Source organism: Micromonospora sp. Utrum1 (genome assembly GCF_057197805.1).
The window spans coordinates 1,969,494-1,984,529 of the sequence record NZ_CM170071.1 but is presented as its reverse complement, the minus strand read 5'-3'; the positions used below and the strand labels follow the sequence as shown (position 1 = coordinate 1,984,529).

Here is a 15,036-nt window from a genome sequence, read left to right as displayed (position 1 = left end):
ATGATCGACGGCCGGTGATCCCGCCGACGGTCAGGCCGCCTCGCGCAGGTCGGCCAGGCCGACCGGGGCGTACCGGCGGAGCAGCGCCTCCAGCTCGGCCACCGAGGCCACCTCGCCGACCACGTTCGCGCCGCCGCCGTGCTCCGCCGGGTAGCGGTGCACCAGCCGGTAGCGGTAGCGCCCCCGGATCAGTTCCACGCTGACCCGCCAGCGCCCGCAGCATCCGCAGCTCCACTCCGGCACGCCGCGAACCTAGCTCTGACCTGCGGTTTCACCATCCGGTCCCCGGGTGACGAACGGGCCGGGGACGGGACACGCCGCCAAGCACCGCCGGTGATCTGCCTCACGACCGTCGGTGGGGTCTGATTGACTGGTCGCCGTGGACCTGCCGATCAATCCGCCGGTCGAGCCGATGCTGGCCAAGAGCGTGCCCCAACTACCCACCGATCCCGGCCTGACCTACGAACCCAAGTGGGACGGCTTCCGCTGCATCGTCTTCCGCGACGGCGACGAGGTCGAGCTGGCCAGTCGCGGCGGCAAGACGATGACCCGCTACTTCCCCGAGGTGGTCGAACAGGCGCGCCGCCAGCTCCCGGAGCGGTGCGCGGTCGACGGCGAGCTGATCGTGATCCGCCGGGACGGCCCCGACGGCAAGCCCCGGCTCGACTTCGAGCTGCTGGCCCAGCGGATCCACCCGGCCGCCTCCCGGGTGAAGCTGCTCGCCGAGACGACCCCCGCCGACTTCGTCGCCTTCGACCTCCTGGCCCTCGATGACGAGCTGCTGACCGACCAGCCCTACCCGGAGCGCCGGGCCCGCCTCGAGAAGGCGCTGGCCAAGGTCCGGCCGCCCGTGCACGTCACCCAGGTGACCACCGACCCGGTGACGGCCCGGCGCTGGTTCGACGTGTTCGAGGGGGCCGGGCTGGACGGGCTCATCGTCAAGCCCGCCGACCTGCCCTACGAGCCGGGTAAGCGGCTGATGTTCAAGGTCAAGCACGCGCGCACCGCCGACGCGGTGGTGGCCGGCTTCCGCTGGCACAAGTCCGGCCCGGTGGTCGGCTCGCTGCTGCTCGGCCTCTACGACGAGGCCGGGGTGCTGCACCACATCGGCGTCAGCTCGTCGTTCAGCGCGGCCCGGCGCAAGGAGCTGCTGGACGAGCTGGAGCCCTACCGGGAGGTCGGCGGCGACCACCCGTGGGTGCACGGCGACCACGAGCGGGGGCAGCGGATCCCGGGCGGGGTGAGCCGGTGGACCGGCGGCAAGAACCTCGAGTGGGAGCCGCTGCGCCCGGAGCTGGTGGTCGAGGTGGGCTACGACGCCATGGAGGGCGATCGGCTGCGGCACACCGCCCAGTTCGTCCGCTGGCGCCCCGACCGCGATCCCCGCTCCTGCACCTACGAGCAGCTGGAACGCCCGATCCGCTACGACGTCGACCAGGTGCTGCGCGGCGACCCGGCGGCGACCGTCGGCGACGGGACGGACCGGGCGTAGCCTGGCGGTCCACACGATCATGGAGGGCTCCCACGTGACCCGCTTCTCCGACCGGATCCGCCGGCGGCCCACGCTGGCCGGGTTCGTCGCGGCGCTGGTGCTCACCGCCGGCTGCACGCTGCCGGCGTTCGCCCCGCGGGCCGAGAGCCAGGGCGAGGCGGCCGCCCCGGGCGCCGCGCCGACCTGGCGCCCCTGCCCGGAGGTGCCGGACGAGCTGGTCGGGCGGGGCGCGGCGGGCATGCGTTACGACTGCGCCCGGATCGCCGTACCTCGCAACTGGGGCACCGGGGCGGCGACCGGCGCGACCGCCGGGCCGGGCGCCGGGGAGACCTTCGAGATCGCGCTGATCCGGATCCGGTCGAACAAGCAGCACGACCGGATCGGGTCGCTGGTGGTGAATCCGGGCGGGCCCGGGGCGTCCGGCGTGGACACCGCGGTCTACCTCTCCTTCGGTCCGGGGTTCGGCGGGCTGCCGGCCGAGGTGACCGACAGGTTCGACGTCGTCGGCTTCGACCCGCGCGGGGTGGCCCGGTCCAGCCCGGTGAAGTGCATCGGCGACGCCGACCTGGACGCCAGCTTCGGCTACGACCCCGACCCGGAGAGCCAGGCGTCCTTCGACGGCTTCGTCGACCTCAACCGGCGGATCGGCCAGCGGTGCGGCGCGAAGTACGGCGACCAGCTGCCGCTCTACGGCACCGAGCAGGCCGCGCGGGACATGGACGCCGTGCGCGCGGCCGTCGGCGACGAGAAGCTGACCTACCTCGGCTACTCCTACGGCACCCTGCTCGGCGCCACGTACGCGCAGCTCTACCCGCAGCGGGTGCGGGCGCTGGTGCTCGACGGCGCGGTGGACCCGCGGCAGCAGCTCATGGCCGGCTCGGAGAGCCAGGCGAAGGGCTTCGAGCGGGCATTCGACAACTTCTCCCGCTGGTGCGCGGCGAACGCCGGGCGCTGCCCGATCGCGCCGGACGCCCGGGCCGCGGTGACCACGGCCATCGACAAGGCCCGGGTCTCCCCGGTTCGCGGCCGGGACGGCCGGGAGGCCACCGCCGGCTGGGTGTTCTACGCGGTCATCTCCTCCCTCTACACGGAGCAGGGTTGGCAGGAGCTGGCCCGGGCCATCGACGCCCTGCAGGGCGGCGACCCGACCGGCGTGTTCAAGCTCGCCGACGCCTACGCGGGCCGCGAGGACGACGGGCACTACTCCAACCTGTTCGACGCGAACATGGCGGTGAACTGCGCCGACGAGAGCGAGAAGCCGACCCGGGAGCGGATCCGGTCGCTCCAGTCGCAGTGGCGGCAGAAATATCCGCTGTTCGGCCCGGCGCTGGCGGTCGGGATGCTCGGCTGCGTGGAGTGGCCCGGCGGGCGCGACCCGTACCCGACCGGGAAGGCGGCCGGCGCGCCACCCATCCTGGTGGTCGGCACCACCGGCGACCCGGCCACGCCCTACGAGCAGACCGCCGCGCTGGCCTCGATGCTCGGCGTCGGCCGGGTGCTCACCTGGGAGGGCGAGGGGCACACGGCCTACCCGCAGACCGCCTGCGTGACCGCGGCCGTCGACGCCTACCTGCTCTCGCTCACCGTCCCCGGGGAGGGGCTGCGCTGCCCCGCCCGGTGACGGCGTGCGGAGGGGTCAGCCGGCCGCCGGGGGCGTCCAGTCGAGCGGGAGGTGCCCGATGCGGACCCGCTGCGGGTGGTCGCCGACCGGCACGCTGGCCACCTTCTGCCCGGTGACGAAGTCGATCGCGGTGACCCGGTCGGCGCCGGACTCGGAGATCACGCAGTCCCGGCCGTCCCCGCTGACCGTGGCCCAGTACGGCTTGCTGGCCGGCACCAGGGTGGCCTCGCGCAGGGTGGCCCGGTCGACCACGGTGGCGTAGTCGTCCATGGTGCCGGCGACGCAGAGCTTGGCGCCGTCCGGGCTGACCGACAGGCCGTGGTGCCGCGAGTCGTTCACCCAGGTGGTGCGGTCCTCGCTGGTGGCGGGGTTCGTCGGCAGGGTGGCGACCCGGGTGACCCGGTCGGCGGCGACGTCGTACTCGACCAGGCCGTTGAAGAACGAGACCTGGAAGTAGAGCCGGCTCCCGTCCGGGGTGAAGACCGCCGGACGGACCGCGTCGGAGAGGTCACGGCGGCCGGCGGCGTCCAGCCGCGACCGCATGTCGATCACCTTGACCACGCCGAAGGTGGTGGTGTCGGCGACGGTGATCCGCCGGTCCCCCTTGGTCCAGTCCAGCCAGGGGGCGTCCAGGTCGGTGTTCACCTCGCCGATGGACATGTTCCACAGCAGGCGGCCGCCGTCGGTGAAGATGTTCTCGTGCGGCTTGTCCCCGGTGGCGAACGAGCCGACCTGCTGGCCGGTGCGGATGTCGAGCACGTGCACGGTGTTGCCGGTGGAGGCGGAGACCGCCACCCGGCTGCCGTCCGGCGAGACAGCCATGTGGTCGGCGCGGTAGCCGGAGACCGGGAACCGCCAGCGGATCCGACCGGTGGCCAGGTCGACGGAGACCACGTCGGCGAAGCTGGGCCGGGACACCACGAGGGCCGTCCCGTCGGGGGTGGTGTACATGTCGTCGACGAACTGGTCGTGCCCCTCCCCCGGCCCCTGCCGGATGCCGAGGAAGAACGCCAGCCGGATCGGGTTCAGGTAGATCTCGCGCAGCCGCTCGTCGCGGTCGGGGATGACGTTGATCCGGCCGAGCCGGTCGTAGTCGCCGCGGGACCGGATGACGTCGGCCGTCCCGTCCCAGTTGTTGCCGACGAACATCACCTCCTGCAGGCCGGCGGCGGCCGCGGCGGGGCGGGGAGCCGCCGCAACCGGGGCGGGTACGGCCACGGCGAGGGCGGCCAGCGCGGCGAGCACGGCGCGGCGGCCGCGGGGGCGGGGCGGACGGGGCGGGGCGGGAGTCATGGACGCCTCCTGGGGACCGGTTGCGGCATCGACGTTTCTCGGTGCGCCGAACGGTGTTACCTTGCGGTAACAATCAGGAGAACAACCCGCCGGCCGCCCCTGATAGGGACCGGACGCCAACACCCGGCCGGTCGGGTTGTGCCCCGACGACAACGGGAGGCTGCGGGAGCCGATGACCCGGACCGGAAGCGCCCCCTCCTTCCCGGCGCTGCTGCGCGACCTGGCCGCCGACCCGGTCGCCGTCGAGGAGGTGGTCGGGGCCGCCCGCGCGCACTCGCCGGAGGTGGCCCGGCTTCCCCCGGCGGAGGTACGCCGCCAGGTCGTGCTCCTGCTCACCAGCGGGCTGGGCGCGCTGGAGCGGCGGGAGGACCCGGGTAAGCGCGACTTCGCCGAGGCGCGCCGGCTGGGCGCCGACCGGGCCGCGCAGGGCGTCTCCGTGGCCGGGCTGCTGTGCGGCGTGCAGGCCGGCCGGGACCGGGCGGTGGAGCTGGTGGTCCGGCACGGGCGGGCGGCCGGGATCCCCGACGAGGTGCTGCTGGAGGGGTTGCTCACCATCGGCCGGTACGCCGCGGCGGTGGAGCGCGCCGTGGTCGACGGTCACCGGGCGGCCGAGCGGGAGCTGGCTCCCACCGGCGCGCCGGCTCGCGCCCGGCTGCTGCGCCGGCTGCTGCTCGGCGGGCCGGCGGGCGCCTCGCCGGCCGAGCTGGCCCGGTTCGGGTTACGCCCCGACGGGCGCTATCACTGCCTGGTCGCCGAGCAGCCCGACCCGGTCCGGGCGCACGCCCTGCACCGGCAGTTCTCCGGCTACGGCGGCGTGCTCGGCACGGTCGAGGACCGGCTGGCCGGCCTCACCCCCCGGCTGCCGGCCGCAGCGCCGGCCGACCTGCTGATGGTGGTCGCCCCCGCCCAGCCACTGGACCGGGCCCCGGCCATGTACGCGCTCTGCCTGGCCGCGCTGGGGACCGCGGCGCACCGGCGGCTGCGCGGGCTGCACCTGCTGACGGACCTCGCCGTCCAGACCGCGCTGGCCGCCCAGCCGGCCCTCGCCGAGCTGCTCCGGGGCGCCCTGCTCGGCGGCCTCGACCCGGCCGACGAGTTCCACCGGGAGCTGGCCACGACCGCGCTGGCCTGGCTGGACCACGGCCAGCGGCTGGACCAGACCGCCGTGGCGCTGCACGTGCACCCGAACACCGTGCGCTACCGGCTGCGCCGGCTGCGGGAACTCACCGGTGGGCCGCCGGTCGAGGAGGGGGCGCGGTGCCCGGTGCGGGACACCGTCCGGTGGTGGTGGGCGCTGCGTACCTGGCTGGACCCGGGCTGACCACGCGACGGCGTCAGCGCCGCCGGCGGCGCCGGTGCCGCCGTTCCCAGGGCGGGGCCGGGCTGCCCGGCCCGCTGACCGGCTCGGCGCGCTCCGGCTCGGGCAGGTCGATGCCCTGCCGAGCGGCCATCTCCTCCACCAGCGCGCGCAGCCGCCGTACGTCCGCCTTCAACTCCTCCTGCTCGGCGTGCTCGAAGGCGTCGTCGTCGACGATCAGCCGGCTGGCGAAGTGGGCGGTGATCAGCGGGATGACCAGCAGCACCATGGTGGAGATGAGCAGCGCGGCGAGGAACCGGCCGGCGAAGGAGGTCGGAGAGATGTCGCCGTAGCCGACGGTGGAGGCGGTCACCACGGCCCACCAGACCGAGTCGGCGGCGCTCTTGTGCTCGGCATGGCTGTACAGCACGCCGGCCACCACGATCATCAGCAGGTACGAGATGATCAGCGTGCGCGGCGAGTTGGCGAACCAGACCAGGCCCCGGTAGATCCAGCGGAACGGCAACAGCAGGGCGTCCATGGCGCACATGCTGCCCGGTGCGGGCAACCGGCACGACCGCATCGTCCGGCGTGACTGTGCGAGGCTGCCCGGCGTGACCGATGTGACCTTCCGGGAGGCCGTCCGGGCCGACCTGCCCGCCGTCATCGCCCTGCTCGCCGACGACGTGCTGGGCAAGGCCCGCGACTTCACCGAGGTGGACGAGGCGTACGAGCGGGCGTTCGCCGCCATCGACGCCGACCCGCGCAACCACCTGATCGTCGCCGAGACCGGCGGTGAGCCGGTCGGCTGCCTCCAGATCACGTACATCCCGGGGCTGGGCCGGCACGGCGCCGAGCGGTCGCTGGTCGAGTCGGTCCGGGTCCGCTCCGACCTGCGCGGCCGGGGGCTGGGCCGGGAGATGATGATCTGGGCGATCGACCGGGCCCGGGAGCGGGGCTGCGCGCTGGTGCAGCTCACCACCGACAAGAGCCGCGCCGACGCGCACCGCTTCTACCGCAACCTCGGCTTCGTGGCCAGCCACGAGGGCATGAAGCTCGCCCTCTGACAATTAGACTGGCGGCGATGGCCGCACCCCGTGCTCCGCTGTCCCGCCGACGGCGGGCCGGGGTCGCCCTGCTCGGCGCCGGCCTGCTCGCCGTCCTCGCCGCGCCCACGCTGCCGGCCTGGCGCACCGTCTACCCGGACGGGGTCGACCTGCGGCCCGGGGGGCAGCTGACGTGGGTCGTGCTGCCGTGGGCGCTGGTGTCCGGCCTCGTCGCCGTGGTCTCGCTGGTCCGGGCCGGCCCGTCCCGGTGGCCGTGGCGCGAGGCCAGTCGGGGGCTCCTGGTCTCGACCGTGCTCGCCGGCGGGGTCGTCACCGCCGCCCTGTGGTATTTCTCCGCCACCGACCCGTACGCCGACGAGGACGGGATGGTGTCGACCGGCCCCGGCGCGGCGACGCTGCTGGCCCTGCTCGGCTCCCTCCTCATCCCGCTCGCCGGATCGCTGCCGGACGACCCTCCCGCACCCGTCCCGGTCGATCATGAGGTTGACGGCACGACACGCCGGAGCGGACTCCCGCCAACCTCATGATCGACGGGGTGGGCGGTGGGTGGGGGTCAGTCGGTTACCAGGCGGCCGTCTCGGAGGGTGAGGGTGCGGTCGGCCATGTCGATCAGGGCCGGGTCGTGGGTGGCCACCAGGGCGGTCATGCCGCGGGCGTGCACCACGGCGCGGAGCAGGTCCATGATGGACCGCCCGGTCTCCGAGTCGAGCTGGCCGGTCGGCTCGTCGGCGATCAGCAGGTCCGGCTCGTTGGCCAGCGCCCGGGCCACCGCCACCCGCTGCTGCTGGCCGCCGGAGAGCTCGTACGGGCGCTGCGCGGCGTGCCCGCCCAGCCCGACCAGCTCCAGCAGCACGGCCACCCGCTGCTCCCGCTCCGCGGCGGGCACCTTGGCCAGCCGCAGCGGCACCCCGACGTTCTCCGCCGCCGACAGGATCGGCACCAGGCCGAAGGTCTGGAAGATGAACCCGACGGTGCCCCGGCGCAGCGCCAGCAGCTCCCGCTCGCCGGCGGCCGTCACCTCGTGTCCGGCCACCCGGACCCGCCCACTGTCCGGCCGGTCCAGCCCGCCGACCAGGTTCAGCAGGGTGGTCTTGCCGGCCCCGGAGCGGCCCCGGACCGCGACCAGCTCACCCCGGCCGGCCGAGAAGGAGACGTCCCGCACGGCGTGGACGGCGTGCTCGCCCTTGCCGAAGGTGCGGCTCACCCCCTCGACCCGGACCACCTCGTCGACGGCGGCGCGGGCCGGCGGCACGGTCAGCTGCTCGGTCATCACTCACTCTCCTCGGCGTGCGCCCGGTCGCCCGGCCGCACCTCGACGTGGTCGGGTTCCAGGTTGAGCCGGACCCGGTCGCGCAGGGACAGGGCGTCCACGAAGGATGCCGGCAGCTGCATCCGGCCGGTCCGGTCGAGCACCGCGTACTCCTCGCTGACCAGCTCGGTGCTGCCGTCGGCGGCGGTCCGGGCGGTGCGGCGTACCTCGGAGGAGGTCCGGCCGTCGCGGATCGCGACGGTGCGGCGGACCTGGCCGGCCACGGCGTGGTCGTGGGTGACCACCACGATGGTGACGCCCAGCTCGGCGTTGATGGTGCGCAGCGCGGCGAACACCTCGGCGCCGGTGGCCTCGTCCAGCTCGCCGGTCGGCTCGTCGGCGAAGAGCACCTCCGGGTCGTTGGCCACCGCCACAGCCACCGCGCAGCGCTGCTGCTCGCCGCCGCTCAGCTGGCCCGGCCGGCGGTCCGCGCAGTAGCCGACCCCGACCAGGTCGAGCAGCTCGCGGGCCCGTTCCCGGCGGGCCCGCCGGGAACGGCCGCCGGCCAGCTTCATCGGCAGCTCGACGTTCTCCAGCGCGGTCAGGTACGGCAGCAGGTTCCGGCCGGTCTGCTGCCAGACGAAGCCGACCATCTGTCGGCGGTAGGCGAGCCGGCGCCGGTTCGACAGGGCGAGCAGGTCGTAGTCGGCGACCCGGGCGATGCCGGCGGTCGGGGTGTCCAGCCCGGAGAGGATGTTCAGCAGGGTCGACTTGCCGGACCCGGAGGCGCCGACGATCGCCACCAGCTCGCCCCGGTCGATGACCAGGTCGAGGCCCTGGAGGGCGACCACCTCCACCCCCTCGGTCTTGAAGATGCGGACCAGGCCGTCGCAGACGATGTGCCCGCGCAGCCGGTCCCGGCCGCCGGCCCGTTCGGCGGCGCGCTCCGCCGCGCGCTGCTGAAGGGCGGCCAGGTCCGGTACGGCGGACGCCGGCTGTCCGGGGTCGCTGCGCGGCGTCAGACGCGCCGAACCCGGATGGCCATAGTCGGTCGCGGTCATCTCAGCTCTCCTCTCCGAGCCGGAGCACCTCGCCGAGGCGCATCCGACGGTTGTTCACAGCCTCGACGGCGACCGCGAAGGCGAAGGCCAGTACGGCGAGGCCCAGCACCCCGGCAACCAGGCCGGGTTCGAAACGTGCCCGCACCGCCACCCCGCCGGTGAACGCGGGCAGGCCGAGCACCGGGGTGAGCAGCACCGGCAGCAGCGCGCCGACCACCGCGCCGGTGAGCACGGAGACCAGCACCAGCGGGGTCAGCTCCACCAGCAGCAGCCCGCGCCACTGCCGGCGGGACAGGCCCATGGTGCGCAGCCGGGACAGCACCTGCCCCCGGCCCCGCGCCCCGGCCAGCACGGCGAAGGCGAGCGCGAGCAGGCCGAGCACGCCGCCACCGATCCCGCCGATGGCGAAGCCGAAGACCAGCAGCCCGTTCACCCCGCTGCCGCCCAGCTCGGCGCGGACCGCCGACCGGGTGGTGACCACGGCCTCGCGCGGCCGCTCCCCGCCGGTCAGCGCCCCGGCGCGCTGGTAGCGCTCCTGCCCCTCGGCGACCACCCGGGCCACCGCGGCCGGGTCGACCCGGTCCCCGGCGAGCAGGAAGCCGGTGGGGACGATCGGGTGCGGGGCGTCCGGCGGCAGTGCCGGCCAGGGCAGCACCACGAACCGCGTCACGTCCCGGTCGACCAGCGGGAACTCGCCGACGGTGGCGGCGGTGCGCACCGGCAGCCGGTTGCCCTGCACGTCCAGCCAGGCGGGGCGCCGGCCGGCCGGATCGGCCAGCCCGGCGTCGGTGAACTCGTCGGCCAGCGCCGGGGAGACCAGCGCCGGCAGCGGTGCGGTGCCGTCGCCGGTGGCGCGCAGCGGGTCGGGGACCGTCACCGGGACGCCCGCGCGCCGGGCCACCTCGGCGAACCGGGCGGTGTCGACCAGCAGCACCCGGGTCTCGCCGACCCCGCCGAACCGGCCGGCCTGGTCGGCGTACGGGCGCTGGCCGGTCTCCACCAGCAGCGGGGTGACGGCGCGGACGCCGGGCAGCGCGGCGAGCGCGTCGGTGGTGTCCGGGGCGAACCGCTCCCCCTCGACCAGGACGTCCCCGGGCACGGCGCGGACGGCGGCCCGGTCGCGGCCGTTCTCGATGCCGGCCGCGACCACCCCGCAGAACGCGGCGGTCGCCACGGCCAGCACCACCACGATCAGCGGGCCGGTGGCGGCGGCCCGGCCGGCACGGGCGGTGCCGAGGAACGCGACGCTGCCCCGGGCCCGGGCGGCGGCCCGGCTGAGCAGCCGCAGCGGCCACGGGTACGCGCGCAGCGCCACCAGCGCCGCGGCGACGGCCAGCAGCACCGGCACCGAGACCAGCAGCGGGTCCACCGTCCCGTCCAGGGTGAGCCCGCGCCGGCGGAGCAGGAACGCCCCGAGCAGGGCGACCGCGAGCACGGTCACCTCGGCGGTGAGCCGCACGGCCGGGGACCGGGCGCCGACCAGGTCGCTCCGGCCGCCCCCGCCCCGGCCGGCGGTGAGCGCGGTCACCGGCGTCACCAGGGTGGCCAGCAGCGTGGCGAGCAGCACCCAGCGCAGCTCGACCCCGTCGCCGGGGAGCAGCCCGCCGAGCAGCCAGCCCACGCCGGCCGCGAGGGGCAGCACCAGCAGCGACTCGGCGAGCCCGCGGCCCAGCACCGTGCCGGTCGCCCCGCCCCGGGCGCGCAGCAGCGCGTACTCGCCCTGGCGGCGGCGCGCGGCGAGTCGGGCGGCGAGCAGGATCAGGCCGGCCAGCGTGGCGAGCAGCCCGGCCGCGATGACGGCGAGCAGCGTACGGGCGGCGGCGAGCGACTCGGCGAAGCGGCGCAGGGGGATGTCCACGCCCTGGGTCAGGGTGAGCCCGGCGGGACGCGTCCGCTCCAGCGCGGCGAGCCCGTCGACCAGGGCGGTGAGCTGCCCGGGGCTGATCCGGTCGGGGGTCACCCGGTAGCGCCAGGCGAAGCTGACCGGCCAGCCGGAGGTGGCGGCCGCATCGAAGCCGGCCTCGGAGGTGTACCCGACGGACAGGAACGGTTCCCCGTCCCCCTCGGGTGCGGCGAGCCGCAGCAGCGACGGCAGCGCGTCCCAGATCCCGGCCTTCGGGTCGGCCGGCCGGAACACCCCGACCAGGGCCACCGTCCGCTGCCGCACAGGCTTGTCGTCCTGGTCGAGGATGGACAGGTCGAAGGTGCTGCCGGCGCGGATGCCGAGCGGGCCGGCCACGGTCTCGGCGAGGGCCACCTCGATGGCGTCGCCGGCGCCGAGGCCTTCGGCCGGCCAGCGCCCGTCGACCAGGGTGGCCGCCTCGGGCAGCCCGGTCATGGTGCGCAGGCTGAGGTCGATCAGGCCCTTGCCGGTGCTGAGGGTCGGCCCGGTCAACCGGGAGAAACCGGTCTGCGCCGAGTACCACCGCTCGCCGACGGTCCGCCGCACGGCCGGGGGCATCCGCACCTCGACGGTGGCCAGCTCGGCAGCGCGGCCGGCGGCGATCCGGGAGGCGGTCCGGGGCAGCACCGTCGGCTCGGTGGTGTACGTCAGGTCGCGCCGGGCCACCGGCTGGGCGGCCACGTACTCCCGCAGCCCCTGCGCGGTGAGCCGGTCGGCGACCCGGGGCACCGCCGTGATCAGCAGCGCGGTGACCAGGGTCAGGATGGCGAGCAGCAGGAAGTGCCCCCCGTACGCCCGGACCCGCCGCGGCGCACCTGACGGACTCATCGTTCTCCCCCGATCCGGAGCTGTGCGGCGGCCACCCGACGACGGATGCCGGTGGTGATGAGGGCGGCGAAGGCCAGCGCGGCCGCCAGCAGCCCGACGGCGGTCAGCCCGACCGGTGACCACGGCACCGTGAACACCGCCTCGGGCACCGGCCGGCCGGCGGCCGGCGTGAGGATCACCAGCGGCACCATGGTGGCCGCCACGCCGGCCCCGACCAGCAGCCCGACGCCGACGCCGATGCCGGCCAGGAAGGCCTGCTCGGCGAGGAGGGCGCGGGCCAGCAGCCGGGCGTTGGCGCCGAGCGTGTGCAGCACGGCGAACTCGGCGAGCCGGTGCCGGGTGGTGGCCCAGACGTCCACGCCGAGGCCGACCAGGGCGAGCAGCACCGAGCCGAGCGCGGCCGCGAGCAGCCCCGTGCGGGCGCCCCGCCAGTACGGGTCCCGGGCGGCCTCGGCGGCCACCTGCCGCCGGTCGAGCAGGGTGGTCCCCGGCAGCTCCGCGAGGGTGCCCGCCGCGGCGGCGTGGCCCCCGGTGTCGGTGCGCAGCCACCACTCGGCCACCGGCCGGATCGTGCCCTGCTGGCGGAGCAGCAGGTTGGTGGCGGCCGGCAGGTCCAGCAGCACCCCGTCTGCGGCGGTGCCGGGGACGGCGGTCACCTGGCCGACCACCTTGACCGGCAGCGACACCCCGGACAGCGCCAGGGTCACGGTGTCGCCGGTGTGGACGTTCAGCGCGGCGGCGGCGCCGGGGGTGACCAGGGCGGGCACCGGCGGGTCGTCCCCGGCGGGCACCACGGCGAACCGGGACGAGGGCTGGCGGGCGAACTGCAGGGCCCCGGCCGGCAGGTCGATCGAGTGGGTGGCCTCGACGCCGGTCGCGGCGACCTGGGCCGGACCGCGTGGCCCCTCCGCGGTGGTGACCCGCCAGTCGCCGTCGACCGGCAGTGGCAGCGGCGCACCGCCGGCGTCGGTGAGCCGGAGTCCGTCGATCTGCAGCCTGTAGGAGAAGCCGACCGCCGCGCCCCCGTCGGCCTCGAAGCCGGCCAGCCGCAGGGGGGCACCGCCGGTCCCGGGTAGCGGCACGGTGAAGCGCGCCCGGCGGCCGTCGCCCTCGGTGACCGCCAGCGGCACCCGCCACGCGGCGCCGGAGTCGGTGGTGAGCAGCGCGGACACGGCCATCTGCGGGATCCCGAACGCGTCCTCGACCGGGGTGCGGACGGTGCCGGTGAGGGTGTGCGCGCCGGCCGGCAGCACCGCCCCGGCGGGGGCGGCCCGCCCCTTGACCAGCCGGTCCAGCAGCACGGCGGTGGACGCCCCGCCGGCCGCATCGTCGAGGGTGAGCACCCCTGTCGCGGCGGCGGCGTCGAGGCTCACCACGCTGGCCGGCCGGTCGTCGCGGCCGAGCCGGACCTCGTCCCGCCAGGCCGGCAGCACCCGGTCCAACCCGGCCGTGGCGGCCAGCAGGGCGGCCCGGTCCGCGGGCGCGGTGCCGTTCCGCTCGACCAGCCGGAGGTCGGCGCCGACGGTGTGCCGGGCCTGGTCGCGCTGCGACCGTTCCCACGAGGCGACCAGCGACCAGGCCAGGGTGCTTCCGCCGACCGCGAGGGCGAGCAGCAGCACCGGACCGGCGTGCGGACGCCGGCCGGCCTGCCACATGCCGAACATGGTGGCCGTCCACGGCCGCCGGTCGACGAAGCGTTCGGCGACCCGGGTGGCCGGAGGCAGCAGCCGCAGCGCGATCACCGCGCCGGCCAGCACGCCGATGGTCGGCGCGGCGGCGAGCAGCGGGTCGATGCCGAGCCGCCCGCCGGCTCCGGCGAGCGGCGACGAGTACTGCCGCAACTGGGTCCAGGCGAGCACGGCCAGCGCGACCAGCGCCAGGTCGATGCTGGCCCGCTGCACGGCCGCGCCCCGGGTGGGACGGGACCGGGCCGCCATGTCGGCGACGTAGGTGCCGGCCCGGCGCAGCGCGGGCAGCACCATGGCGAGCAGGCAGCCGATCGCGGCGGCGACCGCGACGACCCAGATCCGGGCCACCCCGCCGTCCGCCAGCCGCAGGTCCCCGCCGAGCCGGTGCACGGCCTGCCCGGTCAGCGCCGGGGCGAGCAGCACGGCCGGCGCCACCACCAGCGTCGCCTCGCGGACGGCGAGCCCGGCGAGTTGGCCGCGCGCGGCGCCACGGGCGCGCAGCAGCGCGGTCTGCCCCCGGCGGTCCTCGTTGAGCAGCGCGGCGACCAGCACCAGCGCGTAGCCGCCGAGCACCACGATCAGCAGCAGCGGGGTGAGCAGGGCGGACCGGCCGACCAGGTCGGCCCGGCCGAGCCGGTCGACCAGCCGGTCCAGGTGGCTCACGGTCTGCGCGGAGGAGCCGAGGCCGGTGGCCTCGGGGATCTCCTCGGCGACGGTGGCGAGGGCGGCCGTGACCCCGGTCAGCCGGCTTGGCTCGACCACGGCCAGGTCGGGGGCGACCAGCCAGGCGGCCGAGGTGGAGCCCGGAAAGGTGCGCGCGAAGTCGGCCGGGTCCAGCGCGAACGGCCCGTACGAGGCGGCCGCCGAGTCGCCCTGGCTCTCGCCCACGCCCGGGGCGAGCCGCCAGTACGCGTCGGCCGGATCGCGGGGCCGCCAGGTGCCGGCCAGCACCACGGCCCCGGCCCGCTCGGCGCTGCGGTCGTAGAGCGGCACCCGCTCACCGACCCGCAGGCCGAGCCGGCCGGCGATCTTTTCGGGGAGGGTGACCTGCAACGGCGTCGCGCCCGGCGCCGGCCACGACCCGCCGGTCAGCTCGGCGTGCGCCGCCAGGTCGGTCAGCGTGCCGAGGGTGGCGAACATCGGGTCGTCGTCGGTGCGGGCCGGCCCGAGGTCCCCGGTCAGCTCCCGCCCGGTGCCGTAGCGCGCGGCGGCCACGGTGACCGGGGCCCCGCCCAGGCCGTCGGCGAACTGGGCGCGGACCGCCCGGTCCCGGTCGGCGTACGCGGTGGCGTCCTGCCCGCCGGAGCCGCTGACCAGCAGGCTGCGCTCCTCGGCGGGGGCGGCGTCCAGCACCGCCCGGGCGCCCGCGTCGACCGCCCGGCGGTTGTAGTCGGAGAGACCGGTGACCAACGCGACCGCGACCAGGGCCGCGACCGCGGCGGCGAGCAGCAGTCCCCGAGCCTCGACCGCCCGCCTCCACACCAGCTTCATCCGATGCCCTCCCCTGGCCCCGGCGGGCCGATGACCAGGAAGAGGC

At 76.1% G+C, this 15,036-nt stretch carries 12 protein-coding genes; 5 read left to right on the top strand and 7 right to left on the bottom strand.

Translation table 11 applies throughout. The features are described from left to right. Positions 1 to 30: 30 nt before the first annotated feature. Positions 31 to 243 (bottom strand): hypothetical protein, encoded by a 213-nt coding sequence (locus tag AC0OLQ_RS09685; RefSeq protein ID WP_484531036.1) that lies wholly within the window; start codon positions 241 to 243, stop codon positions 31 to 33. Between the two features lie 136 nt (positions 244 to 379). On the opposite strand from AC0OLQ_RS09685, the gene AC0OLQ_RS09680 reads away from it, so the two are divergent. Both AC0OLQ_RS09680 and AC0OLQ_RS09675 read left to right on the top strand, forming a co-directional pair. After that, complete coding sequence (locus AC0OLQ_RS09680; RefSeq protein WP_484531035.1) at positions 380 to 1,492, top strand: ATP-dependent DNA ligase; 1,113 nt, start codon at positions 380 to 382, stop codon at positions 1,490 to 1,492. 55 nt (positions 1,493 to 1,547) lie between these two features. Further along, complete coding sequence (locus tag AC0OLQ_RS09675) at positions 1,548 to 3,113, top strand: alpha/beta hydrolase (RefSeq protein ID WP_484532309.1); 1,566 nt, start codon at positions 1,548 to 1,550, stop codon at positions 3,111 to 3,113. Positions 3,114 to 3,128: 15 nt separating this feature from the next. On the opposite strand, the gene AC0OLQ_RS09670 is transcribed toward AC0OLQ_RS09675, so the two are convergent. Beyond that, a complete protein-coding gene (locus AC0OLQ_RS09670; RefSeq protein ID WP_484531034.1) occupies positions 3,129 to 4,406 on the bottom strand; it encodes a YncE family protein in 1,278 nt (425 codons plus the stop codon). Between the two features lie 172 nt (positions 4,407 to 4,578). Here AC0OLQ_RS09670 and AC0OLQ_RS09665 point away from each other — a divergent pair, with 172 nt between their 5' ends. Next, complete coding sequence (locus AC0OLQ_RS09665; RefSeq protein WP_484531033.1) at positions 4,579 to 5,727, top strand: RsbRD N-terminal domain-containing protein; 1,149 nt, start codon at positions 4,579 to 4,581, stop codon at positions 5,725 to 5,727. Positions 5,728 to 5,740: 13 nt separating this feature from the next. Here AC0OLQ_RS09665 and AC0OLQ_RS09660 read toward each other — a convergent pair whose 3' ends face one another. Then, positions 5,741 to 6,244: a potassium channel family protein gene (locus AC0OLQ_RS09660; RefSeq protein ID WP_357339423.1), complete on the bottom strand. Its 504-nt coding sequence runs from the start codon at positions 6,242 to 6,244 to the stop codon at positions 5,741 to 5,743. A 73-nt stretch (positions 6,245 to 6,317) separates the two neighbouring features. Between AC0OLQ_RS09660 and AC0OLQ_RS09655 the strand changes: the two genes are divergently transcribed. Next, entirely contained in the window at positions 6,318 to 6,770 is a 453-nt protein-coding gene (locus AC0OLQ_RS09655; RefSeq protein ID WP_484531032.1) for a GNAT family N-acetyltransferase, read from the top strand. Positions 6,771 to 6,787: 17 nt separating this feature from the next. Then, positions 6,788 to 7,297, top strand: coding sequence for a hypothetical protein (locus AC0OLQ_RS09650; protein ID WP_484531031.1), 510 nt, complete (start codon positions 6,788 to 6,790; stop codon positions 7,295 to 7,297). 26 nt (positions 7,298 to 7,323) lie between these two features. Here AC0OLQ_RS09650 and AC0OLQ_RS09645 read toward each other — a convergent pair whose 3' ends face one another. The 4 genes from AC0OLQ_RS09645 to AC0OLQ_RS09630 are packed head-to-tail and all read right to left on the bottom strand — an operon-like array spanning position 7,324 to position 14,990. Continuing rightward, positions 7,324 to 8,040: an ABC transporter ATP-binding protein gene (locus AC0OLQ_RS09645; protein ID WP_484531030.1), complete on the bottom strand. Its 717-nt coding sequence runs from the start codon at positions 8,038 to 8,040 to the stop codon at positions 7,324 to 7,326. After that, the gene (locus AC0OLQ_RS09640; protein ID WP_357339432.1) at positions 8,040 to 9,080 is read right to left on the bottom strand and encodes an ABC transporter ATP-binding protein; all 1,041 of its coding nucleotides are present in this window, start codon (positions 9,078 to 9,080) and stop codon (positions 8,040 to 8,042) included. Before AC0OLQ_RS09640 ends, AC0OLQ_RS09645 begins: the two co-directional genes overlap by 1 nt. Position 9,081: 1 nt before the next feature. Next, complete coding sequence (locus tag AC0OLQ_RS09635) at positions 9,082 to 11,811, bottom strand: FtsX-like permease family protein (protein ID WP_484531029.1); 2,730 nt, start codon at positions 11,809 to 11,811, stop codon at positions 9,082 to 9,084. Then, the gene (locus AC0OLQ_RS09630; protein ID WP_484531028.1) at positions 11,808 to 14,990 is read right to left on the bottom strand and encodes an ABC transporter permease family protein; all 3,183 of its coding nucleotides are present in this window, start codon (positions 14,988 to 14,990) and stop codon (positions 11,808 to 11,810) included. Before AC0OLQ_RS09630 ends, AC0OLQ_RS09635 begins: the two co-directional genes overlap by 4 nt. Positions 14,991 to 15,036 lie beyond the last annotated feature (46 nt).